At 63.2% G+C, this 25737-nt stretch carries 17 protein-coding genes; 12 read left to right on the top strand and 5 right to left on the bottom strand.

The features are described 5' to 3' along the window. Positions 1-307 precede the first annotated feature (307 nt). The 3 genes from M622_RS29210 (at position 308) to M622_RS29200 (ending at position 3167) form a co-directional block, all read left to right on the top strand. Entirely contained in the window at positions 308-931 is a 624-nt protein-coding gene (locus M622_RS29210) for a CoA pyrophosphatase (RefSeq protein WP_021249186.1), read from the top strand. A 100-nt stretch (positions 932-1031) separates the two neighbouring features. Then, a complete protein-coding gene (locus M622_RS29205; RefSeq protein WP_031346773.1) occupies positions 1032-1949 on the top strand; it encodes a CobD/CbiB family protein in 918 nt (305 codons plus the stop codon). Between the two features lie 36 nt (positions 1950-1985). Next, positions 1986-3167, top strand: coding sequence for an acetyl-CoA C-acyltransferase family protein (locus M622_RS29200; RefSeq protein ID WP_021249184.1), 1182 nt, complete (start codon positions 1986-1988; stop codon positions 3165-3167). A gap of 107 nt (positions 3168-3274) precedes the next feature. Here M622_RS29200 and msrB read toward each other — a convergent pair whose 3' ends face one another. The 3 genes from msrB to ppsR all read right to left on the bottom strand — a co-directional run bounded on the left by msrB (position 3275) and on the right by ppsR (position 5845). Continuing rightward, positions 3275-3676, bottom strand: a complete 402-nt coding sequence (gene msrB, locus M622_RS29195) for a peptide-methionine (R)-S-oxide reductase MsrB (protein ID WP_021249183.1) — start codon at positions 3674-3676, stop codon at positions 3275-3277. Positions 3677-3709: 33 nt separating this feature from the next. Continuing rightward, the gene (locus M622_RS29190) at positions 3710-4879 is read right to left on the bottom strand and encodes a DUF2863 family protein (RefSeq protein ID WP_021249182.1); all 1170 of its coding nucleotides are present in this window, start codon (positions 4877-4879) and stop codon (positions 3710-3712) included. 132 nt (positions 4880-5011) lie between these two features. Then, positions 5012-5845: a posphoenolpyruvate synthetase regulatory kinase/phosphorylase PpsR gene (gene ppsR, locus M622_RS29185; protein ID WP_021249181.1), complete on the bottom strand. Its 834-nt coding sequence runs from the start codon at positions 5843-5845 to the stop codon at positions 5012-5014. 129 nt (positions 5846-5974) lie between these two features. Here ppsR and ppsA point away from each other — a divergent pair, with 129 nt between their 5' ends. Beyond that, positions 5975-8341 carry a phosphoenolpyruvate synthase gene (ppsA, locus tag M622_RS29180; protein WP_021249180.1) on the top strand — a complete coding sequence of 789 codons (2367 nt, stop codon included), beginning with the start codon at positions 5975-5977 and terminating at the stop codon, positions 8339-8341. Positions 8342-8533: 192 nt separating this feature from the next. Further along, a complete protein-coding gene (locus tag M622_RS39345) occupies positions 8534-11689 on the top strand; it encodes a bifunctional diguanylate cyclase/phosphodiesterase (protein ID WP_306415635.1) in 3156 nt (1051 codons plus the stop codon). 82 nt (positions 11690-11771) lie between these two features. On the opposite strand, the gene M622_RS29170 is transcribed toward M622_RS39345, so the two are convergent. Then, positions 11772-13304 carry a fumarate hydratase gene (locus M622_RS29170; RefSeq protein WP_021249178.1) on the bottom strand — a complete coding sequence of 511 codons (1533 nt, stop codon included), beginning with the start codon at positions 13302-13304 and terminating at the stop codon, positions 11772-11774. Between the two features lie 273 nt (positions 13305-13577). Between M622_RS29170 and acs the strand changes: the two genes are divergently transcribed. The 6 genes from acs (at position 13578) to M622_RS29140 (ending at position 23428) form a co-directional block, all read left to right on the top strand. After that, a complete protein-coding gene (gene acs, locus M622_RS29165) occupies positions 13578-15542 on the top strand; it encodes an acetate--CoA ligase (protein ID WP_021249177.1) in 1965 nt (654 codons plus the stop codon). A gap of 191 nt (positions 15543-15733) precedes the next feature. Continuing rightward, the gene (locus M622_RS29160; protein ID WP_021249176.1) at positions 15734-15934 is read left to right on the top strand and encodes a hypothetical protein; all 201 of its coding nucleotides are present in this window, start codon (positions 15734-15736) and stop codon (positions 15932-15934) included. Positions 15935-15944: 10 nt separating this feature from the next. Then, on the top strand, positions 15945-18686 hold the full coding sequence (locus M622_RS29155) for a sensor histidine kinase (protein WP_021249175.1): 2742 nt from the start codon (positions 15945-15947) through the stop codon (positions 18684-18686). A gap of 31 nt (positions 18687-18717) precedes the next feature. Beyond that, positions 18718-19086, top strand: a complete 369-nt coding sequence (locus M622_RS29150) for a response regulator transcription factor (protein WP_021249174.1) — start codon at positions 18718-18720, stop codon at positions 19084-19086. A gap of 3 nt (positions 19087-19089) precedes the next feature. Next, on the top strand, positions 19090-21342 hold the full coding sequence (locus M622_RS29145) for a 3'-5' exonuclease (protein WP_021249173.1): 2253 nt from the start codon (positions 19090-19092) through the stop codon (positions 21340-21342). 40 nt (positions 21343-21382) lie between these two features. Continuing rightward, the gene (locus M622_RS29140) at positions 21383-23428 is read left to right on the top strand and encodes a sodium:solute symporter family protein (RefSeq protein WP_021249172.1); all 2046 of its coding nucleotides are present in this window, start codon (positions 21383-21385) and stop codon (positions 23426-23428) included. A gap of 40 nt (positions 23429-23468) precedes the next feature. Here M622_RS29140 and M622_RS29135 read toward each other — a convergent pair whose 3' ends face one another. Further along, positions 23469-24614: an FAD-dependent oxidoreductase gene (locus M622_RS29135; protein ID WP_021249171.1), complete on the bottom strand. Its 1146-nt coding sequence runs from the start codon at positions 24612-24614 to the stop codon at positions 23469-23471. Between the two features lie 117 nt (positions 24615-24731). Between M622_RS29135 and arsS the strand changes: the two genes are divergently transcribed. After that, on the top strand, positions 24732-25736 hold the full coding sequence (gene arsS, locus M622_RS29130) for an arsenosugar biosynthesis radical SAM (seleno)protein ArsS (protein ID WP_031346768.1): 1005 nt from the start codon (positions 24732-24734) through the stop codon (positions 25734-25736). Position 25737 lies beyond the last annotated feature (1 nt).

The raw sequence follows: 25737 nt of genomic DNA, 5'->3' as shown, positions 1-25737 counted from the left end.
GGACGGGGGAAAGGGGCGAATCATGCCAAAATCTCAGAATCTAGGCCATTGTTATATAAGCGTTTGTTAATAGTGCACCAACGCCATTGTGCGGCCTTTGCCTGGAGGACTGGAATTTGTTCAGGGCCTTGGCGCTGAGCCTGGATTCGCCGCGACTCGGCTGATATTGTTGGTAGCAGCGATGAGATGATGCTTGAACATCCCCCTCATCGTGTTTGATTGGATAGGAGTTCTTCCTGGGTGATGGGGCTGGGGTTTTTTAGCGATCAAGGCTCACGCTCAGGAAGCCTTACTAGGGACACATCGTGTGAGCAGCAGCATTCCCGGCCCGCAGCAGCTGGAGGAACTCCGGCGCGTGCTTGGGCAACCCAGAACCAGGCTCGTGAGTGGCGACTTTCCTGAGGTCGGCTTCGAGGGTGCGCACACGCCTGCGGCGGTTCTGGTTCCATTGGTCGTGAGCTCGGACGGGGCGTCGGTCTTGCTGACCAAGCGTACCGATCATCTTCGTCACCATCCTGGGCAAATCAGTTTTCCTGGCGGTCGGGTGGAGGCTGCGGATAAGTCGACGCTGGAAACGGCGCTGCGTGAGACCGAAGAGGAAGTTGGTCTCAATCGGCGACACGTCGAGATCCTGGGCTCCTTGCCCGACTATTACACCGGGACGGGGTTTTGCATTACCCCCTTGATAGGGCTGGTTCATCGTCCTTTCAAACTCACGCTTGATGCCTTCGAAGTGGCCGAGGCTTTCGAGGTGCCGCTCACGCATTTTCTCAATCCCGCCAATCATCAACGCCATAGCATGGAGTTTCAGGGGCGAATGGTCGATTTTCATGCGATGCCTTATGACAGGCATTACATCTGGGGCGCGACCGCGGGGATCATCATGTCGCTCTATCGACTGATGCATGGCGAGCCGCCGGCGGGCGGCTAGCGCTGCCAGCATCCTCAGCCTGCGGCCCACCTGGGGCTTTGTGCTTTTTTTCCTCGCACGCGGTGCACGCGGCCCTTTCAACGTTTGTCCTGACTTCCGCATGACTCTTTTTTCGCTGATTTTTGCGCTGCTCGCCGAGCAGTTGCGTCCGCTTTCGGCCCATTGTTTGCTGCTGGGGCCCTTGCGCAAGCTGTCCACCGTCCTGCTGTCCCGCTTCAGCAATGGGCCGGCCGGCATGGGGCGTCTGAGTTGGGTGCTGGTGGTGATGGCTGCCGGCTTCGTCACCGCACTGGCCTCCTACCTGTTGTGGGAGCTGCAGCCGGTACTTGCCTTCGCATTCAACGTCGTGGTGCTCTATCTCAGCATGGGCTTTCGCCATGAGAGCCAGTATTTCAGCGACATTCACCTGGCCTTGCGCATGGGTGAGATCGAGCGCGCACGCGGGCTGCTGGGTGAATGGCGTGGTGCGCAGTACCTGCGTGCCACCCCGAGCGAGGTGGCGCGGCTGGCAATCGAACAGGCTCTGGTGGAGGCGCATCGCACGGTATTCGGCGTGGCATTCTGGTTCGTCATTCTGCCGGGGCCGAGTGGGGCAGTGATGTACCGTCTGGCGCGCTTCTTTGCCGATGACTGGGGGTGTCGGCCGGAACCCAGGCTGGCCGACGCCGGGCGCTTCGCAAAGCGTGCGTTTCAGTTGATCGACTGGTTGCCGGTGCGACTGACTGCCGCCTCGTTTTCAGTGGTCGGTGATTTCGAGGACGCCATTTATTGCTGGCGTACGCAGGCGGTGCTGTGGCCGGAGAAGTCGTCCGCTATACTGATCGCAAGTGGAGGCGGCGCGCTGGGCGTCAGGCTTGGCATGCCGATTCATGAGTCCGGTGAGTTCCTTACCCGGCCCGAAATGGGGCAGGGTGACGAGGCGAGTGCCGACCATATGCAAAGTACGGTAGGCCTGATCTGGCGGGCGCTGCTGGTGTGTTTGTTCCTGCTTACCCTGGTCAGTCTGGCTGGCTGGTGAGCAGGTCATTGTTCGATTTCCTAGGAGGGAGTTCGCATGGCAAATCGTGAAGTCGTTGTTCTGAGTGCTGTTCGTTCCGCGGTCGGTGGTTTTGGTGGCTCGCTGAAGGACATGGAGCCGTCCGATCTCGGCGCGGTGGTGATCAAGGAAGCCATCGCGCGTGCAGGCGTTGATCCGCACGCGGTGTCGTTTGCCTCCGTGGGTCACTGCATTCCGACCGACGCCCGCTACGCCTATGTTTCACGCGTTGCCACCATCAATGCCGGCATGTCGATGGATTCGGTTGCGTTCCAGGTCAGCCGTCTGTGCGGTTCCGCGCAGCAGGCCATCATCAGCTCGGCGCAGGCGATCATGCTCGGTGACGCCGACTATGCCATTGGTGGCGGTGTTGAAGTGATGTCGCGTGGCGCCTACCTGATGCCCGCCCTGCGCAACGGTGCGCGCATGGGCGACACCAAGGCCATCGACTCCATGGTTGCAGTGCTGACCGACCCGTTCGGCGTCGGTCACATGGGCATTACCGCTGAAAATCTGTGCACCAAGCACGGCATCACGCGTGAGGATCAGGACGCGTTCGCGCTCGAGTCGCAAAAGCGCGCCGCAGCGGCCATCGCCGAAGGTCGTTTCAAGAGCCAGATCGTCCCCATCACCTTCGAGACGCGCAAGGGCACCGTGGTGTTCGACACTGACGAGCACCCGCGCATGAGCACCCTGGAAGCGCTGGGCAAGATGAAGCCGGCGTTCAAGAAGGATGGCTCAGTCACCGCCGGCAATGCATCGGGCATCAACGACGCCGCTGCCTTCCTGGTGCTGGCCGATGCCGCCAAGGCGGCCTCCGCCGGGCAGAAGCCGATCGCGCGTCTGGTGTCTTACGCGATTTCGGGTGTGCCCAACGAGATCATGGGCGAAGGCCCGATCCCGGCGACCAAGCTTGCGCTGCAACGCGCCGGCCTGAAGCTGGATCAGATCGATGTGATCGAATCCAACGAAGCCTTTGCTGCGCAGTCGATCACGGTCAATCGTGGGCTGGGTCTGGACACCGCCAAGGTGAACCCGAACGGCGGCGCCATTGCGCTCGGCCACCCGGTGGGCGCGACGGGCTCGGTGATCATCACCAAGCTGCTCCATGAGCTGATCCGTACCAACGGGCGTTACGGCGTTGCCACCATGTGCATCGGTGGCGGCCAGGGCATCACCACGGTGTGGGAACGCGTGTAAGCGCAGTCTCCATCCCAACAAAAAAACCCGCGCGGCCGAAAGGCTGGCGCGGGTTTTTTTTTCTTCGGAGCGGGCGGAAAGGCTTGGGAGTCCAATCCTCCCGAGTTTTACTCTGCGTCCTTTTGCAGATCGACCGATGCGGAATTGATGCAGTAGCGCAGACCGGTGGGTTGGGGGCCATCTTCGAAGACGTGCCCGAGGTGGGCGCCACATTGCTTGCACATTACCTCGGTGCGCACCATGAAATGACTGCGATCGGTCTCGGTGTCGATGTTGTCGGGTTCGGCTGCGCTGGAAAAGCTGGGCCAGCCGCAGCCGGCGTCGAACTTGTCTTCGGAGCGGAACAGAGGCGCGCCGCAGCACACGCAGTTGTACGCGCCCTTGTCCCAGGTGTCCCAGTACTGACCGCTGAAGGCGCGTTCGGTGCCTTTCTCGCGGGTCACGTGGTATTGCGTGTCGCTTAACTGGGCGCGCCAGTCGGCGTCGGGCTTTTCGATGCTGCGGCTCATGGTTGTCCGTCCGGGTAATGAGGATGCAAGCGCTTAGTGCAGATGGCGCGGCATTTGTTCCATGTGCTCTTCGGGCATTTCGGCATGGATGAGCTCACCCTCGGGTGAGGGGTACATCGGCGCACCGCAGTCGTCGCAGTACTCGAGCGGGAAGTGGTGTTCGAGATGAAGTACGTCGTTGATGCCCGATTCGCGCAATACCGCCTCGATCTGTGAGCTGCCGTCGGCTTCCTCATCCTCCGCACCCAGCAAGGGCCAGACCACGCCGTGCAGGACCTGGTCGCTGTCGTGGGTGGTGAAGCCGATGCGGTATTCCTCCAGCTCGCGGTCCCAGAAGGAGGCGATGACGGCGCGCAGGTTGGCCGCCGGAGTCTCGAGCGCTGTGCCCAGATAGGCCACCGAGGCGCGCACCGAGTAGGGGCGGCTGTCCTTGTCCGCGGCCCTGCTCGCCGCAAAATAGGATTCCGGCAGCACCAGTTCGACGGCACAGCCCGGCAGCAGGGGCGCCAGGCAGGCACCGCCTTGCCGCCGCCATTGCTCCCGTGCGCTATCGCGGCTGCCACCTTCCTCTTGCCAATGAAAGAGGGCGGAGCCACGTGGCACGGCGACCGCAGCCAGCAGGTAACGGGTGTCGGACAGGAAGTGGGTGGTTTCGGGCATGCCCGTGGTGTCGATGCGCAGGTCGTGGTCGCCCATCGCCGCCGCGCCCAGCACCTTGGAGAACTCAGCGGTGGCGCAGTAACCCTGAGGCAGCTGATCGGGGCTGAAGAGGAAGTCTGCGACCGCCAGACGAGCACCTTGTGCCAGCACATGGGCGCGCAGGTGGACACGCAGATTGGCAAGTACGGCGGGCGGCACGACCGCCGCCGGGATACGGTAGCGCGACCAGGCCAGAATGGGGGCGGCGATGAGGACGACGTCGTGCTCGGGGAAGGCGCCGGCGGCGCACTCGGCACGTGACTCGATGGAGTCGGCGAGTTCGTCGTAGGCGCGCGCTTCGGTGCTGTACAGATGATCGAGCGCGGCGTTGAGCGCTTCTTCGTCGTTTGTGGCGAGATGCTGGTCAAGGACGCCGCCCAGCTTCATTTCCCAGTAACGGTCCTCGACCCGGCTGCCCGATTCGGCGACGCTGCTGGCGAGCCAGGCCAGTTGTTCTGCGACACGTCCGAGGCCGCCACGGCGCTTGAGGCGCGTTCTTTTCATTGCGAGCTCCTGTTGCTCTGTTCGGTAGCGCCTGCTCCGGAAGGGCGGGCGCATCAAGCCGTATTCTAGCCGAACGGGCTCGCCTCGCCGCTGATGCGCGCGTGAGGGGCTGATTACGGCCTGGCAGGGGGTTCAGAAGCCGGGACGATCGACGCGCACGGTCTGCAGGATGGTGGCGGAGATTTCTTCGATCGATTTGGTTGTCGACTCGAGCCAGCGGATGTTCTCGCGTCGCATCAGCTTTTGTGCAGAGTCGATTTCATAGCGGCAGTTTTCCAGTGATGCGTAGCGACTGTTCGGGCGGCGCTCCTGGCGGATCTGCGACAGGCGCTCTGGGGCGATGGTGAGGCCGAACAGCTTGTCACGGTACTTGTGCAGCTCCCCTGGCAGCTTGTTGCGCTCGAAGTCTTCGGGGATGAGCGGATAATTCGCCGCCTTGACGCCGAACTGCATTGCCAGATAAAGACTGGTAGGGGTCTTGCCCGAACGTGATACGCCGACGAGGACGACGTCCGCCTCTGCCAGTTCGCCGACATTCGAGACGCCGTCATCGTGGGCCATGGCGAAATTGATCGCCTCGATGCGGTTTTTGTAGTTCATGCTGTCGGCGATGCCGTGAAAACGGCCAACCGCGTGCGTCGAGCGCTGGCCGAGTTCGGCCTCGAGGGGGCCGATGAAGCGGTCAAACAGGTCCAGAAACAAGGCGTCAGCCTTGTGCAATGCAGCAACCGTGGTCTCATTGACCAGGGTGCTGAACACGATCGGGCGTATGCCGTCGGCCGCAGTGGCTTCACGAATGTGTGCGGCGCAGTCGATGGCCTTGTCGATATTGTCGATGAATGGGGCGCGCACCTGCCTGAATTTTCCTTCCGGAAACTGGGCAAGCAGGCTGTGGCCAAGGGTTTCGGCGGTAATTCCGGTGCCGTCCGAGACAAAGAATACAGTGCGGATGGGTGCTTCACTCATGATGTGTACCTGTGATCGCCGGCCACCTGGCCGGGCGAGTATTGGGGCAAACCCTGTCGTGCGGCAGAGCACAATAAAACGTTAAAATCAGATTTTGCTTTCTATCTCCCTCTTTGCGGAAGCTCATCCATGACTCGCTATGTGATCCCATTCAACGAACTGCGCATGACCGACGTCGACAAGGTCGGCGGCAAGAACGCCTCGCTTGGCGAGATGATCAGCCAGCTGCCTTCCAACGTGCGTGTGCCGGGCGGCTTTGCGACCACCGCAGATGCCTACCGTGAGTTCCTGGCTCACAATGGCCTCGCCGATCGTATCAACGCCGCGCTTGATGCGCTCGATGTCGATGATGTCGATGCCCTGGTCAAAACCGGTGCGCAGATTCGTGAATGGATCATCGAGCTGCCTTTCCCGGACCGGCTTGCAGCCGAAATAAAGACCGCTTACGACAAGATTACCGCAGAAGGCGAGGGCAGTTTCGCCGTGCGCTCGTCGGCCACCGCCGAAGACCTGCCTGACGCCTCCTTTGCTGGCCAGCAGGAGACTTTCCTCAACATCCACGGCTACGAGAACATCCTGCATGCGATGAAGGAGGTGTTTGCGTCGCTGTACAACGACAGGGCCATCGCTTACCGCGTGCACAAGGACTTCGCCCATGCCGACGTCGCGCTCTCGGCCGGCGTGCAGCGCATGGTGCGTTCGGACTCCGGGGCCTCGGGGGTGATGTTCTCGATCGATACCGAGTCCGGCTTCGATCAGGTGGTGTTCATCACCGCCTCTTTCGGTCTGGGCGAGACCGTGGTGCAGGGCGCGGTCAACCCGGACGAGTTCTACGTACACAAGCCCACGCTGGCGCTGGGCAAACCGGCGATCATCCGCCGCAACCTGGGCTCCAAGCTGATCAAGATGATCTTCACCGACAAGGCTGTGGCGGGCAAGTCCGTGCGCACCGTCGACGTGCCCGAGGCCGACCGCAACCGTTTCTCGCTCAGCGACGAGGATGTGCTCGAGCTCGCCCGCTACGCGGTCGTCATCGAGCAGCACTACGGCCGCCCGATGGACATCGAGTGGGGCAAGGATGGCGACGACGGCAAGCTCTACATCCTGCAGGCGCGTCCGGAGACCGTGAAGAGTCAGAACACCGGTCTGGTGATGGAAAAGTACCGTCTCAAGCAGTACGGCAAGGCCATGACCCACGGGCGTGCCATCGGCCAGAAGATCGGTGCCGGCGTGGTGCGCGTGGTCAGTGACGCTTCCGAGATGAACCGCGTGCAGCCGGGCGACGTGCTCGTCACCGACATGACCGATCCCAACTGGGAGCCGGTGATGAAGCGTGCCGCCGCCATCGTCACCAACCGTGGCGGGCGCACCTGCCACGCTGCCATCATCGCGCGCGAGCTGGGCATTCCGGCGATCGTGGGTTGCGGCAATGCGACCGACGTCCTGCATGAGGGTGAATCGGTCACCGTGTCCTGCGCCGAAGGCGACACCGGCTATGTGTACCGCGGCAAGCTGGAGTTCGAGGTCATCACCACCGACATGGGCAATCTGCCCGAGATTCCGGTCAAGATCATGATGAACGTGGGCAACCCCGAGCTCGCCTTCGAGTTCGCACAGATCCCCAACGAGGGTGTGGGTCTCGCGCGTCTCGAGTTCGTCATCAACAACATGATCGGCATCCATCCGAAGGCGATCCTCGACCTCGGCCAGGTGCCGGCCAGCCTGCGTGACGAGATCAATCGCCGTTCGCGTGGTTACGCAACACCGAAGCAGTTCTTCATCGAGAAGCTGGTCGAAGGCGTGGCCACCATTGCCGCAGCCTTCTACCCCAAGCCCGTCATCGTGCGCATGTCGGACTTCAAGTCGAACGAATATCGCAAGCTGCTGGGCGGGGAAATCTACGAGCCCGAAGAAGAGAACCCGATGCTCGGTTTCCGCGGCGCCTCGCGTTACATTGCCCACACCTTCCGTGATTGCTTCGAGATGGAAGTGGCGGCGATGAAGAAGGTGCGTAACGAGCTCGGGCTGACCAACGTCCAGATCATGATTCCCTTCGTGCGCAACCTCGAAGAAGCGGCGGGCGTCGTCGATCTACTCGCCCAGCACGGCCTCAAGCGTGGCGCAAACGATCTGAAGCTGATCATGATGTGCGAAATTCCGTCCAATGCCCTGCTCGCCGAGCAGTTCCTGCAGTATTTCGACGGCTTCTCGATCGGCTCGAACGACCTGACCCAGCTCACCCTTGGCCTGGACCGTGACTCCGGCCTGGTGGCACATGCCTTCGACGAGCGCGATCCGGCGGTCAAGCAGTTGCTGTCAATGGCAATCAAGGCCGCCAACAAGCTCGACAAATACGTGGGGATCTGTGGCCAGGGCCCGTCCGACCACGCCGACTTCGCCGAATGGCTGATGGATGAAGGCATCCAGACCATTTCGCTGAATCCGGATACGGTGGTCGACACCTGGCTGCAGCTCGCTGCACACCGCGCTGTCTGACGACAAGCACTGCCTTCACCGCCAGAGGGGGCGCGCCGCGAATGCGGTCGCGCCCCTTTTTAGTTCTGTAAACCAGCTTGCTCCCATCTTTTCGCGACATGGCGACGGTATAGTTCACGCTACGAACAAGGTCTGGAGAGAGCGGTGTCGATACCCGAACGGCAATCCGTTCTAGCTGCTGATTTGCCGGGCTTGGATGCTGCAGACGCAGGCTCGATGGCCGCGCATGAGCCTGTTGAAAGACTCGCCTGGCGCTTGCAGCGGCAGACCGCGATGCTGTCCATGCTCGCCCGTTTGCAGGAGGGCTTTCTCGTCGGCGGGCCGGCTCACAGCACCTTCGAGGCGATGCTCGGTCACCTGCTGGTGCTGTCGGAGAGCGAGTACGGCTTCATCAGCGAGGTCCTGACTGACGACAAGGGCCTGCCTTTCCTGCGCATGCATGGCCTGAGCAATGTCGCCTGGAGCAAGGAGTCGAACGCGGTGCACGAGCGCGTCAGCGCAGGGGGCTTCGAGTTCCATAACCTTGATACGCTGTTCGGCAGCGTCGTGCGTAGCGGCGCGCCGGTCATTTCCAACGCGCCTGGCACTGATCCGCGCCGTGGCGGGCTTCCCCCCGGGCACCCGCCCTTGCCTGCGTTTCTGGGTCTGCCGCTGTTCCATGGTGGCGAGCTGGTAGGCATGGTCGGGCTGGCAAACGCGGCCAAGGGCTACGAACAGAGCTTGATTGACGAGCTCGAGCCCATGCTGGTCATCTGTGCCGGCATGGTGATGGCCTTGCGCATCGAAAAGGAGCGTAACGACGCGCAGCAAGCCTTGCGCGACAGTGAGCAGCATTTCCGCACGCTGGCAAACGCGTCCTCGGCACTGATCTGTGCCTGTGCTGCCGACATGAGCTGCGACTACTTCAATGATTCGTGGCTGCGCTTCACTGGCCGCAGCCTTGAGCAGGAGTTGGGTAGCGGCTGGCGCGAAGGGGTGCACCCGGATGACCGCCAGCGTTGCAAGGATGTCTTCGCCACCGCGTTTGCGACGCAGCAAGGCTTTACCCTGGAATACCGTCTGCGCAATGCCACGGGCAGCTATTGCTGGTTGCTGCATGAGGGCAGTCCGCGCTTCGATAGCGAGGGTCGCTTCATTGGCTACATCTGCTACAGCACCCATATTTGCGCGCGCAAGCGGGTGGAGGTGGCGCTGGAGGCGCTCGCAGCCCGCTTCGCAACGCTGTCCGGGAACGCCTTTTTTGAAGCCGTGAGTCGTCACCTCGTCGAGGCCCTCGATCTCGATCTGGCCTTTGTCGGCGAACTCGTACCCAACAAGGCGCTGCTGAAGGTCCGCGCCGGCTGGGCCGAAGGCAAAGCGCTGCCCGCCTTTGAGTACGCCTTGAATACTGCCCCCTGCAGCGGCTTTGACTCGCGCGAAATGTGCCTCCTTGCCGACAGCGCCAGCCGGCTTTTTCCCCACGATCGCTTGCTCTCTGAATGGGGTGCCGAAACCTACTGCGCCGTTCCCTTGCTGGCCAAGGATGGAAGCGGGCTTGGCATGATGATCGCCATCAAGCGTGAGCGCGTGCACGATTGTGCCGCCTTGCGGGTGCTGATGGATGTGTTCGATGACCGGGTCAGTGCGGAAATTGAGCGTGAGCGCGCAGAGGAGGGCCGCCGGCTGGCGGCAAGTGTGTTCACCCACGCCAACGAAGGCATCGTGATCACCGATGCCCATGGGGTGGTGCTCGATGTGAACGCGGCATTCTGTCGTATCACCGCATACCCGCGCGAAGCAGTGATTGGACGCAATCTGCGCCTGCTTTCGTCGGAGCAACATGATGCAGCCTTCTATGCGGCAATGTGGCGCGCGCTACGTGCCGAAGGCCAGTGGCAGGGTGAGATCTGGAGTCGGCGGTATTCCGGCGAAGAGTTCGCGGCATGGTTGACGGTGAGCGCGCTGCGTGACGAGGATGGGCAGATCGAGCAATTCGTCGGGCTGTTTTCCGACATCACGGCGCAGAAAGCGCACAAGATGCAGCTTGAGTACATCGCGCACTACGATGCCCTCACCGGTTTGCCCAATCGGGTGCTGCTGCACGATCGGCTTGGCCAGGGCATGGCGCAGGCGCGCCGCCGTGGGGGGCATCTGGCCGTGGCCTACATCGACCTTGATGGTTTCAAGGAGGTCAATGACGGCTATGGCCATGACATGGGCGATCGCCTGCTGGTCGAGCTCGCGCTGCGCATGAAGGCCGGCCTGCGCGAGGGCGACAGCATGTCGCGCCTTGGTGGGGACGAGTTCGTCGCGGTGCTCGGGGACCTGGATGGGGAGTCGCGCGCAGTGCAGCTCGTGCAGCGCCTGCTTGCCACCCTGGCAATGCCCGTGCGCTGCGGTGCGGAGAAGCTGCAGGTGTCCGCCAGTATCGGGCTGACGCTCTATCCCCAGCTCGAAGACGTCGATGCAGATCAATTGCTGCGTCAGGCCGATCTTGCGATGTATCAGGCCAAGCTCACCGGCAAGAATCGCTACCATTTGTTCGACATTGCACAGGATCGCAAGCTGCGCGGGCGACACCGTAGTCTGACGCGAATTGGCAGGGCGCTCGGCGCGCAGGAGTTTGTGCTCCATTACCAGCCGAAGGTGAACATGCGCAGCGGCGTGGTGGTCGGTGTCGAGGCGCTGATTCGATGGCAGCACCCGCACGATGGCCTGGTCGGCCCCGGGGTGTTCCTGCCGGTGATCGAGCATCACGCGCTCGCGATCGAGCTCGGAGAATGGGTCATCGACACCGCCTTGTGCCAGATCGAGGTCTGGCAGCGCGCGGGCTTGCCCCTCCCGGTCAGCGTCAACATTGGCGCCCATCACCTGCAGTCGCAGATATTCATGGATCGGCTGCGGGGTCTGCTCGCGACTCACCCCGAGGTTTCACCCTCGATGCTCGAGCTGGAAGTGCTCGAAACCAGCGCACTCGAGAACATCACCCACGTCGCACGCATCGTCGAGTCCTGCGCCGAGCTGGGGGTCTCCTTCGCGCTGGACGATTTCGGCACGGGTTACTGTTCGCTTGCCTACCTCAAGCGCTTGCCCCACGCCCGCCTCAAGATCGACCAGCTCTTCGTGCGCGACATGTTGATCGACCCTGAGGACCGCGCCATTCTCGAGGCGGTCGTTGGCTTGGCGAAGGCGTTTCGCCGTGGTGTGGTGGCCGAGGGGGTGGAGACGGCGGAGCAGGGCTCGGCCTTGCTCGAGCTCGGCTGTGAAGTGGCGCAGGGCTTCGGCATTGCGCGGCCGATGCCCGCTGAGCATGTTCCGCTCTGGCTCTCACGCTGGCAGCCTCCTGCCGCCTGGAGCGGGGCGGCGTAAGCGCAGCGGACTTTCAAAGAGGCAAAAAACGCCCGGACCGCGTTCACGGCCGGGCGCGGGAGTCCACAGGCGGGCGTGTGGCTCAGGCCACCGTGACCGGAATGCGGCCAATCTTTGCCTGCCACTCCTTGGGGCCGGTGTTGTGCACGCTGCTGCCCTGAGCGTCGACGGCGACCGTCACCGGCATGTCCTGCACGGTGAATTCGTAGATCGCCTCCATGCCCAGGTCGGCAAAGCCCACCACCTTGGCCTCCTTGATCGCCTTCGACACCAGGTAGGCCGAGCCGCCGACCGCCATCAGATAGGCCGACTTGTTGTCCCTGATGGCGTCGATTGCGACCGGACCACGCTCGGACTTGCCGATCATCGAGATCAGGCCGGTGTGCTCGAGCATCATGCGCGTGAACTTGTCCATGCGCGTTGCGGTGGTGGGGCCTGCGGGGCCGACGACTTCGTCGCGTACCGGGTCGACCGGACCGACGTAGTAGATGACGCGATTGGTGAAGTCGACCGGCAGCTTCTCGCCTTTCTCCAGCATGTCGGCGATGCGCTTGTGCGCGGCATCACGGCCGGTGAGCATCTTGCCGTTGAGCAGCAGGGTCTGGCCGGGTTTCCAGGCGGCGACTTCTTCCTTGGTCAGGGTGTCGAGGTTCACCCGGGTGGCGACATTGGTGTCGGCCTTCCAGGTGACTTGTGGCCAGTCTTCCAGCTTGGGCGGCTCAAGCTTTGCCGGGCCGGAACCGTCGAGGTGGAAGTGCACGTGGCGGGTGGCCGCACAGTTCGGGATCATCGCCACCGGCAGCGAAGCGGCGTGCGTGGGGTAGTCCATGATCTTGACATCGAGCACGGTGGTGAGACCGCCCAGGCCCTGGGCGCCGATGCCCAGCGCATTGACCTTGTCCATCAGTTCGAGGCGCAATTCCTCGACTCGGCTCAGTGCCGCACCGGAGGCGGCCTTGTCGCGCAGTTCGTGGATGTTGACCGGATCCATCAAGGATTCCTTGGCCAGCAGCATCGCCTTTTCGGGCGTGCCGCCGATGCCGATGCCAAGAATGCCCGGCGGGCACCAGCCCGCGCCCATGGCCGGCACGGTCTTGATCACCCAGTCGACGATGGAGTCGGAGGGGTTGAGCATGGCCATCTTGGTCTTGTTCTCGGAGCCGCCGCCCTTTGCCGCACAGATGATGTCGACCTGGTCGCCGGGCACGATCTCGTAATGCACCACGGCAGGGGTGTTGTCCTTGCTGTTCTGGCGCTTGCCGGCGGGGTCGAGCAGCACGGAGGCACGCAATTTGTTGTCCGCGTTGTTGTAGGCGCGGCGCACGCCCTCATTGACCATGTCCTGGACGCTCATCCTTGCGTCCCACTGCACGTTCATGCCGACCTTGAGGAAAACCACGGCAATGCCCGTGTCCTGACAGATCGGGCGGTGGCCTTCGGCGCACATGCGCGAGTTGGTCAGGATCTGCGCGATCGCGTCCCTGGCGGCGGTGCTTTGCTCGCGCTCATAGGCTTCGCCAAGCGCCTGGATGAAGTCCAGCGGGTGGTAGTAGCTGATGTACTGGAACGCATCCGCAATCGACTGAATGAGGTCTTCTTCGCGAATAATCGTCATGGCGCTTGGTCTCCGGGATGACATGGGGGCAGAATGCGAAAGTTGGATCGTGAGGCGATCAACCGCGCGATTTTAGCATTGCCGACCAGTCGCGTGCCTGATGAGCGGATAGGGCCTGTGTAAGTCCTGTGTAAGATACATGTTCTTAAATACACCGCATTCAGCGGCAGCCGAGCGCCTGGCGGTTGCAACGAATTTCAAGGCTGGAACCAACCGGCCGAAGGCCCGCAATGGGTCTGCTTCAACCATCAGATCAGTTGAGGAGAGGTGAGCATGTCCAACGAGCAACAAGTCCACTATTACTACCCCCCGGAAGAGCTGGTGAAGAACGCCGCGGTATCCGGAATGGACGCATACCACGCGTTGTGCAAGGAAGCAGAGGACGACTACGAGGGTTTCTGGGGTCGCCGCGCCAAGGCGCTGCTCGACTGGAAGGAGCCCTTCACCCAGGTACTCGATGAAAGTAATGCACCGTTTTTCAAGTGGTTCGCCGACGGCAAGCTCAACGTCTCCTACAACTGTCTCGATCGCAACGTCAATAAGGGCCTCGGTGACAAGGTCGCGCTGATCTTCGAAGCCGACAATGGCGAAGTCACCCGCGTGAGCTACAAGGATCTGCTGGCGCGTGTCAACAGGTTCGCCAACGCCCTGCGCGGCATGGGCGTCAAGAAGGGTGATCGTGTCGTCATCTATCTGCCGATGTCGATCGAGGGCGTGGTTGCGATGCAGGCATGCGCCCGCATCGGCGCCACCCACTCGATCGTTTTTGGTGGCTTCTCCTCCCAGGCCCTGCGTGACCGTATCGAGGACGCGGCCGCGGTCGCGCTGATCACTTCCGATGGTCAGCATCGCGGCGGCAAGGCCCTGCCGCTGAAGCCGATCGCCGACGAGGCGCTGACCCTGGGTGGTTGCGACACCATCAAGAACGTCATCGTGGTCAAGCGTACCGGCGTCGACTGCAACATGGTGGCGGGACGTGACACCTGGTTCCATGATGCCTGCGCTGATCAATCGGACGTGTGCGAGCCGGAGTGGGTCGAAGCCGAGCACCCGCTGTTCATCCTCTACACCTCGGGCTCCACGGGCAAGCCCAAGGGCGTGCAGCATTCGTCCGGTGGTTATCTGCTGCAGGCGATGATGTCGATGCAGTTCTCCTTCGACATCAAGCCGAGCGACGTTTTCTGGTGCACCGCCGACATCGGCTGGGTCACCGGTCATACCTTCATCGCTTATGGACCGCTGGCCTGCGGTGCGACCGAGATCGTGTTTGAAGGCGTGCCGACCTATCCGGACGGCGGCCGTTTCTGGCGCATGATCCAGGATCACAAGGTCACGGTGTTCTACACCGCACCGACCGCGATCCGCTCGCTGATCAAGACCGCCGACAACAACCCGTCCGTCCATCCCCGGCAGTACGACCTGTCCAGCCTGCGCCTGCTGGGCTCGGTTGGCGAGCCGATCAACCCTGCCGCCTGGGAGTGGTATTACGAGCATATCGGCGGTGGCCGCTGCCCGATCGTCGACACCTTCTGGCAGACCGAGACCGGTGCGCACGTGATCACGCCCATGCCGGGCGCCACGCCCATGGTGCCGGGTTCGTGCACCCTGCCTTTCCCGGGCATCCAGGCCGCGGTGGTCGATGAGACCGGCACCGAAGTGCCTTGGGGCCAGGGCGGCATCCTGGTGATCAAGCGCCCGTGGCCGGCGATGATCCGCACCATCTGGAACGACCCCGAGCGTTTCAAGAAGTCCTACTTTCCGGACGACTTCCAGGGCAAGCTCTACCTCGCAGGTGATGGCGCGATCCGTGACGTTGACACCGGTTACTTCACCATCACCGGCCGTATCGACGACGTCCTGAACGTGTCTGGCCACCGCATGGGGACGATGGAGATCGAATCGGCGCTGGTCGCGCACGAGAAGGTTGCCGAAGCCGCTGTGGTGGGGCGCCCGGATGATCTGACCGGCGAGGCGATCGTGGCCTTCGTGGTGCTCAAGGGCCCGCGCCCGACCGGCGACGAAGCGGCGGCGATCATCAAGGAACTGCAGAACTGGGTGGGCCGCGAAATCGGGCCGATCGCCAAGCCGAAGGACATCCGTTTCGGCGAGAACCTGCCCAAGACGCGTTCGGGCAAGATCATGCGCCGTCTGCTGCGTCAGCTGGCCAAGGGCGACGATGTCATCCAGGACATCTCCACGCTCGAGAACCCGCAGATTCTCGAGCAGCTCAAGGGCTGAACAACCTGCGCCGGTTCGCAAGACCTGGCGCGGCAACGAACGACAGGGGAAGGCCCGGCCGCGAGGCCGGGCGGGGGAGAGGAGTCCGGCGCGCTCAAGGCGTGCCACCTGTACGTGCGGTGCGCCCAACCTGCCAGCAAGAGCGGGGGGCGCATTTGTTTTTCTGGCGCTGCGGACATCATGGGAGAGTCATGATGCGCAAAGGACTTGCCGGGCAACGCTTGGTCGCTGTATTCATCGCGGGCGTCCTGCTGCTCAATTTTCCACTGCTTTCGCTGTTTGATCGGCCGCTACGCATCTTCGGAGTGCCCTTGCTCCACCTCTACCTGTTCGTGGTCTGGGGTGGCCTGATCGTGGCCGTAGGCTGGATTGCCGAGCGCGGCGCGCGCTGAGGACACTGGAATGATTCCAGGCTGGCTCATCATCGGCGCCTCCTTCGCCTACCTGCTGGTCCTGTTCGCAGTGGCGTACTTTGGCGACCGCCGCGCCGACGAAGGACGTTCGATCATCGCGAACGCCTGGACTTACGGTCTGTCGCTGGCGGTGTACTGCACGGCGTGGACGTATTTTGGCAGCGTCGGTCGCGCTGCTTCGGGAGGAATCTGGTTCCTGCCGACCTATCTCGGGCCGACGCTGGGCATGGCACTGGCGTGGCTGGTGGTGCTGAAGATGATCCGCATCGCGCGCAGCCACCGCATCACATCGATCGCTGACTTCATCGCCTCGCGTTACGGCAAGAGCCATCTGCTCGGTGGCCTGGTCACGGTGATCGCCGTGATCGGCATCGTTCCCTATATTGCCCTGCAGCTCAAGGCGGTCTCGACTGCGTATGCGCTGCTGGTCTCGGATCCCGATGTGCTGGCGCAGGCGGGCGCCGCCGCGGGCTGGTGGCAGGACAGTACGCTCTACATCGCGCTCACCCTGGCGGCGTTCACCGTGCTCTTCGGCACCCGTCATCTGGACACCACCGAACGCCATGAAGGCATGGTGGCGGCGATTGCCTTCGAGTCCGTGGTCAAGCTGCTCGCTTTCCTCGCGGTCGGCATTTACGTCACCTTCTGGCTCTATGACGGCTTTGGTGATCTCTATGCGCGCGCGCTGCAGCACCCTGAGCTCGCCAGCCTGCTGGTGTTTGACGGCACCGGGCGTATCGGCTACGGGGGCTGGTTCGCCCACGTGCTGCTCGCAATGCTCTCGGTCATCTTCCTGCCGCGTCAGTTTCAGATTGCGGTGGTGGAGAACGTCAACGAACAACACCTGCGCCGCGCCACCTGGGTTTTTCCCGCCTATCTTCTGGCGATCAACCTGTTCGTGATTCCGATCGCACTGGGGGGATTGCTGCATTTCGGCAAGGGGACGGTCGACCCCGATACCTTCGTGCTGACCTTGCCGCTGGCGCACGACAACGCCGCGCTCGCGTTGTTCGTGTTCATTGGCGGGCTGTCGGCGGCGACCGGCATGGTGATCGTCGAAGCGATCGCGCTGTCGACGATGGTCTGCAACGATCTGGTGATGCCAATCCTGCTGCACAGCCGTCGTCTGGGTTTGTCGGCGCAGCGCGATCTGACGCGCCTGCTGCTCGGCATCCGGCGTGGCGCGATTGTCGGCGTGCTGCTGCTGGGCTACGTCTATTTCCGCCTCGCCGGGGAGGCCTATGCGCTCGTCAGCATCGGCCTCATCAGCTTTGCCGCGGTGGCCCAGTTTGCACCGGCAATGCTGGGCGGCATGTACTGGCGCAGCGGCACGCGTGATGGTGCACTTGCTGGCCTGCTCGCAGGTTTCTTCGTGTGGGCTTACACCTTGCTGCTGCCGTCCTTCGCCAAGTCGGGCTGGCTTGATCCGACTTTCCTGCAGCTCGGCCTGTTCGGGCTGGAGTGGCTGCGGCCCGAGCAGCTGTTCGGGCTGAGTGGCCTGGACAACATCAGCCATGCCGTGTTCTGGAGTCTGCTGGCCAATATCGGCTGTTACGTGTTCGTCTCGCTGCTGCGAGTGCCAACCGGCGCCGAGGCCAGTCAGGGCACGATTTTTGTGGACGTTTTCCGCAGGGGCGACAGTCCGCCCACGAGCTTCTGGCGCGGCCGCGCCGAGATCGAGGATCTGTTGCCCCTGGTTGCCCGCTTCCTCGGCCAACGCCGCACCGAGGAGGCCTTCGGCGCCTATGCGCGCGCCAACGGGCTGGAGAACATCGGGCGGCTGAAGGCCGATCCCGAGCTGATCCACTTTGCCGAGTCGCTGCTTGCGGGAGCGATCGGCAGCGCCTCGGCCCGTGTGATGGTGGCAACGGTGGTGCAGGAAGAGCCACTTGGCCTGGGCGAGGTCATGGATATCCTTGATGAGGCCTCACAGGTGCGCGCGTATTCGCATGAGCTCGAGGAAAAATCGCACGCGCTCGAGGAGGCCACGGCCGAGCTGCGGGCGGTAAACGAAAAGTTGAAGGAGCTTGACCGCCTGAAGGATGACTTCATGTCCTCGGTCACCCATGAGTTGCGCACGCCGCTGACCTCCATCCGTGCCCTGTCCGAGATGATGCTCGATGACTCGGAAATCGATGTTGCTGACCGTCAGCGCTTTCTCGGCATCATTGTGTCGGAGACGGTGCGCCTGACCCGGCTCGTCAACCAGGTGCTGGACCTGGCCAAGATTGAATCCGGCCATGCCGAGTGGCACAACACCGACGTCGACATGCGCGAACTTGTCACCCACGCGGTGGACGCCACCCTGCAGCTCTTCCGTGATCGTGATGCACGGGTCGAGCTGGATCTGCCCGAGACGGTGCCGGTGCTGCGCGCCGATCATGACCGCCTGCTGCAGGTGATGCTCAATCTGTTGTCGAACGCCTCCAAGTTCGTGCCGCTGCAGGATGGATGCGTGAAGGTGAGGCTGGTTGCAGAGGAGGGCTTCATTCGCGTTGAGGTCAGCGACAACGGGCCGGGGATCGCGCCGGATCTCGAGCCGGCGATATTCCAGAAGTTCAGGCAGGGGGGAGACGAGCATTCGCGCCCGCAGGGAACGGGCCTGGGGCTGCCGATCAGCCGTCAGATCGTGGAGCATTTCGGTGGCCGCTTATGGCTGGAGTCGGTGCCAGGGGAGGGGGCGACCTTCTCTTTTGAATTGCCCCTGGCGCCTGCTGCAGGCAGCGAATGACATAGAATGATGTGGTAGGGAGGAGAGGCGCATGGCGAAAAAAATACTGATCGCGGACGACGAGCAAAATATTGTCATATCCCTGGAGTTCCTCATGAAAAGGGAGGGTTTCGAGGTGTTGATCGCGAACGACGGCGAAGAGGCGGTAAGGCGCATTCGCAGCGACCCCCCTGATCTGGTCTTGCTTGATGTGATGATGCCGAAGAAGAGCGGATTCGAGGTCTGCCAGGAGATCAAGGCAGATCCGGCGCTCGCTGCAGTACGCATCCTGATGCTGACCGCAAAGGGACGTGACACGGAGGTGGCAAAAGGTCTCGCCCTGGGGGCGGATGCCTACATGACCAAGCCGTTCTCGACCAAGGAGTTGGTGGAAAAAGTACGCAGCATGCTGGGGGACTGAGCGATGTCGGCGCGCTTGCGATTTGCCCTGGCAATCGTCGTCCTCGGTCTGCTGATGACCGGGCCCTTCATTCTGACTGCCCTCATCGTCTGGTTCGAAACCCAGGGCGAGGCGCGCGAGCAGCTGATCGCCGTGCTCGTGCCCCACCTCGGTGTGGGTACCATGCTGACCGCCGTGGGTTTTGCCGCCGGTGTCGGCGTGCTGCGCGTCCTGTTTCGTCAGTACGTTCAGGGGCTATTGCGGATGGCAGAGAACCTGCGTCTGATGCTCGGTGCCAACCGCGGCTTCCGCATTCAGCTCGAAGGCCCGCCCGAGGTCCAGATGCTGGCCGGTGCCGGCAATGAGCTCGCAAGCCAGCGTGACGCCTTGCTCGGCGACGTGGAGGCGCAGATCGCGCGCGCGAAGGACTCGGTTGAACAGGAGAAGAATCGCCTTGCGGCCCTGATGTCCGAACTCACGCAAAGTGTCGTGGTGTGCAATCTGGACGGCCGCATCCTGCTCTACAACAGCCGCGCACGCCAACAGTTCCGGGCCTTGTCGGATGCGCCCGGGGTGGCGGGAGGGGGCGAGCTGATTGGTCTGGGGCGTTCGATCTATGCCGTGTTCGAGCGCAACCTGATTGCGCATGCGCTTGAAACCATCCAGCAACGCCTCAAGCGTGGCGTCGCCCAGCCGCAGGCCAACTTCGTCACCACCACCCGCGCCGGGCAGTTGTTGCGCGTGCAGATGGCGCCCGTGCTCTCGGTGGTGAAGTCGATGGCCGAGTCCACTTCCGGGTCCCCACCGGCGCATGAACTCGCCGCAGACACCGAAGTGGGCGGGGAAGCCCAGGCGCGGCCGGTCGAGGCCGAGCGCACGCAGACCGGCTTCATCCTGATGCTCGACAACATCACCCGCAACTTCGAGACCGAGTCGCGTCGCGACCAGATGCTGCACAACCTGACCGAGGGTAACCGGGCAGCGCTGGCCAACGTGCGTGCCGCAGCCGAGATGCTCGAATACGGCGACCTGCCCGATGACATGCGCGTGCGCTTTCGCAGCGTGATCCGTGATGAAGTGCAAGGCATGAGCCAGCGCCTGAACGAGACCGCCGATGAGTTCGCCGACTCCCTGAAGGTGCGCTGGCCGCTGGAAGAAATGCTCGGCGCCGACCTCGTGGCGGCGGTGCAACGCCGTATCGAGCAGCGCATCGGTTTGCGCACCAAGCTCGAGGAGGTCGACGAGAGCCTGTGGATCAAGGTTGACAGCTTCTCCCTGATTCAGGCGCTGACCTATCTGGCCATGCGCTTGTCCGATGAGTTCGAGGTGCGCGAGCTGCGCTTCCGTCTCGCCGCCGTCGGGCGTCTGGTCCACCTCGATCTGATCTGGTCGGGGCAGGCGATGAGTACCGAGACGGTGATGAGCTGGGAGCTCGAGCCGATGAAGTTCGAGGACGAGAGTAGCCCGCTCAACGTGCGTGACGTCATCGATCGCCATAGTGGCGAGATGTGGCTGGAGCGCGAGAAAGTGCGACATCGCGCCTTCTTCCGCATCGTGCTGCCGGCGGCCATACCACAGGAGCAGGCTGAGGCCGAGCTCTTCCTGCGCGGTGACAGCCGCCCTGAGTATTACGATTTCGACCTCTTCGCGTGGTCGGAGAGGTCGCTCGAAATTGAGGATAGGCCGCTCACCGAGCTCACGTTCACGGTGTTCGACACTGAAACCACCGGCCTCAACCCCTCGCAGGGTGACGAGATCATCCAGATCGGCGCCACCCGCATCCTCAACGGCAAGCTGTTGCGCAACGAGTCCTTCGAGCAGCTCATCGATCCGCGACGGCCGCTTGCGCCCGAGTCGGCGAAGATCCATGGCATCACTGAAGACATGCTCAAGGGCCAGCCGCAGATCGGTTCGGTCCTGCCCGCCTTCCATGCCTTTGCCGCGGATACCGTGCTCATCGCCCACAACGCGGCCTTCGACATGCGCTTCCTGCAGTTGAAGGAAGAGGAAAGCGGGCTGCGCTTCGATAATCCGGTGATCGACACCTTGCTGCTGTCGGCCGTCGTGCATCCCAACCAGGAGTCGCATCGCCTGGAAGCCATTGCCGAGCGCCTGGGCCTGACCATCGTCGGTCGGCATACCGCGCTCGGTGATGCGATCGTGACCGCGGAGGTCTTCCTCAAGCTCGTGCCCTTGCTGGCAGAGCAGGGCATTCGCACGCTGCGCGAAGCACGTGAGGCCGCGGAGAAGACCTACTACGCGCGGATAAAGTATTGATGCTGCGCTGGGCGGCGGACCTTATTGTCCAGGATCGGGCGTGAGCGCCCAGTCCGCGTTCGCCCACCGCCTCAAGCGATATTACGGCTGGTACTCGGTCACTTTCGTGCTGTTCGTGGTGGGGCTGGCGGTCGGCGAGCACTTCGGCCTGTCGCAGCGCATGATCGGCCACGTTTTCCTGTTCGTCACGATCGCGATCTATGCCGGCATCGGCGTCATGAGCCGGACCTCGGACGTCTCCGAGTATTACGTCGCCGGCCGCCGTGTTCCTGCCTTTTTCAATGGCATGGCGACAGCGGCCGACTGGATGAGCGCCGCTTCATTCATCGGCCTTGCCGGCACGCTGTATTTTTCCGGCTTCGAGGGGCTCGCCTTTGTCACCGGCTGGACGGGTGGCTTCGTGCTCGTGGCGCTGCTGCTTGCGCCCTATCTGCGCAAGTTCGGCCAATACACCATTCCCGACTTTCTGGGCGCTCGTTACCAGGGCAATCTTGCACGCCTGGTCGGGCTGGCGGCCACCGTGCTGGCCAGCTTCGTCTATCTGGTGGCACAGATCTACGGCGTGGGTCTGATCACCAGCCGTTTCGTCAGCGTCGAGTTCGAGATCGGGCTCTTCGTCGGCCTCGCCGGCATCCTCGTGTGCTCCTTTCTCGGCGGCATGCGGGCGGTCACCTGGACTCAGGTCGCGCAGTACGTGATCCTGATCATCGCCTATCTGGTGCCGGTGGTGATCCTGTCCTACAAGCTCACCGGCATCCCGATTCCGCAGGCGGTCTATGGCACGGTGTTGCAGCAGATCAGTGAACGCGAGGAGCAATTGTTCGATGCGCCGGCCGAGCTTGAGGTGCGTGCGATGTTCGGCGCGCGTGCGCAGGCCTATGCCGAGAAGATCGAGGGGCTGCCGGATTCGCTGGAGACTGAGCGACGCGCCATGATCGAGCGCCTCAATCTGCTGCGCGCTGACGACGCCTCGGCACGCGAGATCGCCTTCTCCGAACGCAGCCTCAGAGACCTGCCCCACACCCCTGCCGAAGCGCAGGTGCAATGGGAGAAAGCGCGCCTCGATGCGCTCGAGCGCGCCCGGCCTCCGCCGCGCCATGCGGCTGCACACCCCGGGCGCACGCCCGCAGAGTCGAACATCGCGCGCAATAATTTTCTCGCGCTCATGTTCGTGCTGATGGTTGGCACTGCTGCGCTGCCCCACATCCTGATGCGCTACTACACCACGCCCGGGGTGCAGGACGCGCGCAAGTCGGTGGCGTGGTCGATGTTCTTCATTTTCCTGCTCTACGTCACCGCGCCCGCCTACGCGGTGTTCGCCAAGTGGGAGGTGTACCACAACCTCGTCGGCTCCAGCCTGGACATCCTGCCCGACTGGGTGGCGTCGTGGGGCAAGGTCGGGATGGTGCACATCGATGACTTGAATACCGACGGCATCCTGCAGCTGGCAGAGCTCACGCTCAACACCGACGTCATCGTGCTCGCCACGCCCGAGATCGCCGGGCTGCCCTACGTGGTGTCTGGCCTGGTGGCCGCGGGTGGGCTCGCCGCCGCGCTGTCGACCGCCGACGGGCTGTTGCTGACCATCTCCAACGCGCTCTCGCACGACCTGTACTACAAGGTGATCAACCCCGCGGCCTCGACCCACCGCCGTCTGCTGATCTCGAAGTCACAGCTGCTCATCGTGGCGGTGGTGGCGGCCTGGGTGGCCTCGCTGCGGCCGGACAACATCCTGTTCATGGTCGGGCTGGCATTCTCGATCGGGGCGTCTGCTTTCTTCCCGGCGCTGGTGCTGGGCATCTTCTGGAAGCGGGCGAACCGTGCGGGCGCAGTCGCCGGCATGGTGGTGGGCCTGGCGGTGACGCTGTTTTACGTGGTGCAGACGCACAGCTTCTTCGGCGGCTCGATGAGCGAGGCCTGGTTCCACATCAATTCGATTTCAGCGGGGGTGTTCGGCGTGCCGCTGGGGTTTGTCACCATCATCATCGTCAGCCTGCTCACCAGACCGCCCCCGCAGGAGATTCAGGATCTCGTCGACTACGTGCGTTATCCCCAACTGCCAGCGTCCGGGTCGCGGCCGCATTGAATCCGCGCGTGGCCGAAGTGCTGGCGACTGTGCGAGCGCTTCACACGCTGTGGCTGCGGATGAAGCGGCGGTCTATCCAGTCTTTCCAGCGCCATACCCAGCGACCCTGTGCCGACCAGCGCCCCCAGGATGCGATCGCCCAGCGTGGACCGCAGGCGATCAGATAGAGTGAATGCCGGCGCGGGGTGTAGTGCCGCAAGGCTTCGCCGCGCGCGTGCGCCAGCAGGTTGTGGGCCAGCACCGGCCCGGCATGCACCGCATGCACGCCCGAGCGCGCAAAGCGGGGGTCGAGCCGGGTGCAACAGTCGCCCGCGGCGAAGACCTCGGGGTGGGACAGGCTCTGGTGTGTGTCGCCGACTTCGATCCAACCGTCGTCACTGCAGGCCAGGCCGCTGCGCTCGAGCCAGGGCAGGGCGCGTGCGCCGGTGGCGGCGATCACGCAATCCGCTGGATACAAGCGGCCGTCAGCGAGACGCAATCCATCAGTGCCAGAATGCGCGCGCTGCGGTACGACGAGGATGCCGCTATCGGCAAGACGTCGCGTCACTCGTGCCCGTACGCCCTGCGCGTGCCCTGGCAACAGCGCTGCGGCCGGGGCGAGCACACTGACGCGTATGCCGGCGTGGCCTGTGCCTGCCGCAGCCTTGAGTGCATGGGCGGCGGCCAGCGCCAGTTCGACGCCCGCGGCGCCGCCGCCGACGATGCACAGCTGGTAGGTGGATGCGGCAAGGGCGCGGGCCTGGAGTTGCGGCCAAAGGGCAAAGAAGTGCGCCAGTGGCTTGACCGCGAGCACGTGCTCGGCGGCCCACGGGTCTGCGAGGGGGGCGCCCGCGACGGGCGGCGCGAGCGTATCGAGGTCCGTCGCACTGCCGGGGTCGAGTGAGAGCAGATCATAGTCAAGGCCGCTGCCCTCCGCGAGCCTCAGCTGGCGCTCATCGGCAGCCAGTTCGACGGCTTGTCCCAACTGCAGGCGCACGCCTGCCGCCTTTGCCAGCGGGCGCAGGTCGATGCGGCAGTCGGCCTCGGCGTAGTGTCCGGCGATGAATCCGGGCAACATGCCCGAGTAGTACTGCCAGGGCGAGGGCGTCACCAGCACCGCATCGATGTCCGCTGCGCGCTGCCGTGCCAGCGCCTGCAGCACTGCGAGCTGGGCATGACCACCACCGACGAGGACGAGTTTCTTCATGCTCACTTCCTGTTATGGAACCCCTGCTGTGCAGGCTTTTCTTACTCGCGCGCGGCGAAGGATTCGCCGCGGCCGTGCCCATGCTGAGGGCAGCGTCAAACATTTCAGAGGAAGCGCATGCACGCCACATTACCGCTACTGCAAGTCAGCGATTTTCCCGCCCTGAGGCGCGCTGCAGTCACGACCTTGCAGGTGAACCTGGGTTACCGGTGCAATCAGTCCTGCCTGCACTGCCACGTCAACGCCGGGCCGAATCGAACCGAGATGATGGACGAGGCCACGATGGCGCTGATTGTCGAGGTCTTGCGCGCGCGCGGCATCGCCACGCTGGATCTGACCGGCGGTGCGCCGGAACTGCACCCGGGGTTTCGCGTGCTGGTGCAGCAGGCGCGCGCGCTGGGCGTGCGGGTCATCGACCGCTGCAACCTCACCATTGTGCATGAACCGGGGCAGCAAGGTCTGGCCGCATTCCTGGCCGACAACGAAGTCGAGATCGTGGCGTCGCTGCCGTGCTATTCCATCGCCAATGTGGATCGCCAGCGTGGTCAGGGCGTTTTTGACAAGAGCATCAGCGCGCTGCAACAGCTCAATGCCCTGGGCTACGGTCAGCCCGGCAGCGGCCGCGTGCTCAATCTGGTGTACAACCCCCAGGGGGCGGTGTTGCCGCCCGACCAGCAAGGGCTGGAAGCTGACTACAAGCGCGTGCTGGAGGCGGAGTTCGGCATCGTGTTCAACACCTTGTTTGCACTGGCCAACATGCCGATCCAGCGCTTCGGCTCGACCTTGATCTCGAAAGGGAAGTTCAATTCCTACCTGCAGCTGCTGAAAGACAATCATCGTGAGCAGAATCTGAGCAACGTGATGTGCCGCACGCTCATCAGTGTGGATTGGCAAGGTAGGCTCTACGACTGCGATTTCAACCAGCTGCTCGATCTGCCCGCCACGCTCTCGAGCCTGGCGGGGCAGCAGGCAGTGCCCCGGTACGGCGCGCCACTGCAGCGCCCGCATCTGCGTGATCTGCTGCAACACGACCCTCGCGGCAGTGCGATCCGGGTCGCTGCGCATTGCTATGGCTGCACCGCGGGCAAGGGCTCGAGCTGTGGCGGCGCACTCGAGCACTGAG

Source organism: Thauera terpenica 58Eu (genome assembly GCF_000443165.1).
Classification (GTDB): domain Bacteria; phylum Pseudomonadota; class Gammaproteobacteria; order Burkholderiales; family Rhodocyclaceae; genus Thauera; species Thauera terpenica.
This window is presented reverse-complemented; position numbering and strand designations above follow the sequence as displayed.

What these genes read in the sequence shown, in the direction of transcription:
- M622_RS29205 (WP_031346773.1), top strand. Translation starts at nt 1,032, where the DNA reads ATGACTCTTTTTTCGCTGATTTTTGCGCTGCTCGCCGAGCAGTTGCGT.
- M622_RS29200 (WP_021249184.1), top strand. Translation starts at nt 1,986, where the DNA reads ATGGCAAATCGTGAAGTCGTTGTTCTGAGTGCTGTTCGTTCCGCGGTC.
- msrB (WP_021249183.1), bottom strand. Translation starts at nt 3,676, where the DNA reads ATGAGCCGCAGCATCGAAAAGCCCGACGCCGACTGGCGCGCCCAGTTA.
- M622_RS29190 (WP_021249182.1), bottom strand. Translation starts at nt 4,879, where the DNA reads ATGAAAAGAACGCGCCTCAAGCGCCGTGGCGGCCTCGGACGTGTCGCA.
- ppsR (WP_021249181.1), bottom strand. Translation starts at nt 5,845, where the DNA reads ATGAGTGAAGCACCCATCCGCACTGTATTCTTTGTCTCGGACGGCACC.
- ppsA (WP_021249180.1), top strand. Translation starts at nt 5,975, where the DNA reads ATGACTCGCTATGTGATCCCATTCAACGAACTGCGCATGACCGACGTC.
- M622_RS29170 (WP_021249178.1), bottom strand. Translation starts at nt 13,304, where the DNA reads ATGACGATTATTCGCGAAGAAGACCTCATTCAGTCGATTGCGGATGCG.
- acs (WP_021249177.1), top strand. Translation starts at nt 13,578, where the DNA reads ATGTCCAACGAGCAACAAGTCCACTATTACTACCCCCCGGAAGAGCTG.
- M622_RS29160 (WP_021249176.1), top strand. Translation starts at nt 15,734, where the DNA reads ATGATGCGCAAAGGACTTGCCGGGCAACGCTTGGTCGCTGTATTCATC.
- M622_RS29155 (WP_021249175.1), top strand. Translation starts at nt 15,945, where the DNA reads ATGATTCCAGGCTGGCTCATCATCGGCGCCTCCTTCGCCTACCTGCTG.
- M622_RS29150 (WP_021249174.1), top strand. Translation starts at nt 18,718, where the DNA reads ATGGCGAAAAAAATACTGATCGCGGACGACGAGCAAAATATTGTCATA.
- M622_RS29145 (WP_021249173.1), top strand. Translation starts at nt 19,090, where the DNA reads ATGTCGGCGCGCTTGCGATTTGCCCTGGCAATCGTCGTCCTCGGTCTG.
- M622_RS29135 (WP_021249171.1), bottom strand. Translation starts at nt 24,614, where the DNA reads ATGAAGAAACTCGTCCTCGTCGGTGGTGGTCATGCCCAGCTCGCAGTG.
- arsS (WP_031346768.1), top strand. Translation starts at nt 24,732, where the DNA reads ATGCACGCCACATTACCGCTACTGCAAGTCAGCGATTTTCCCGCCCTG.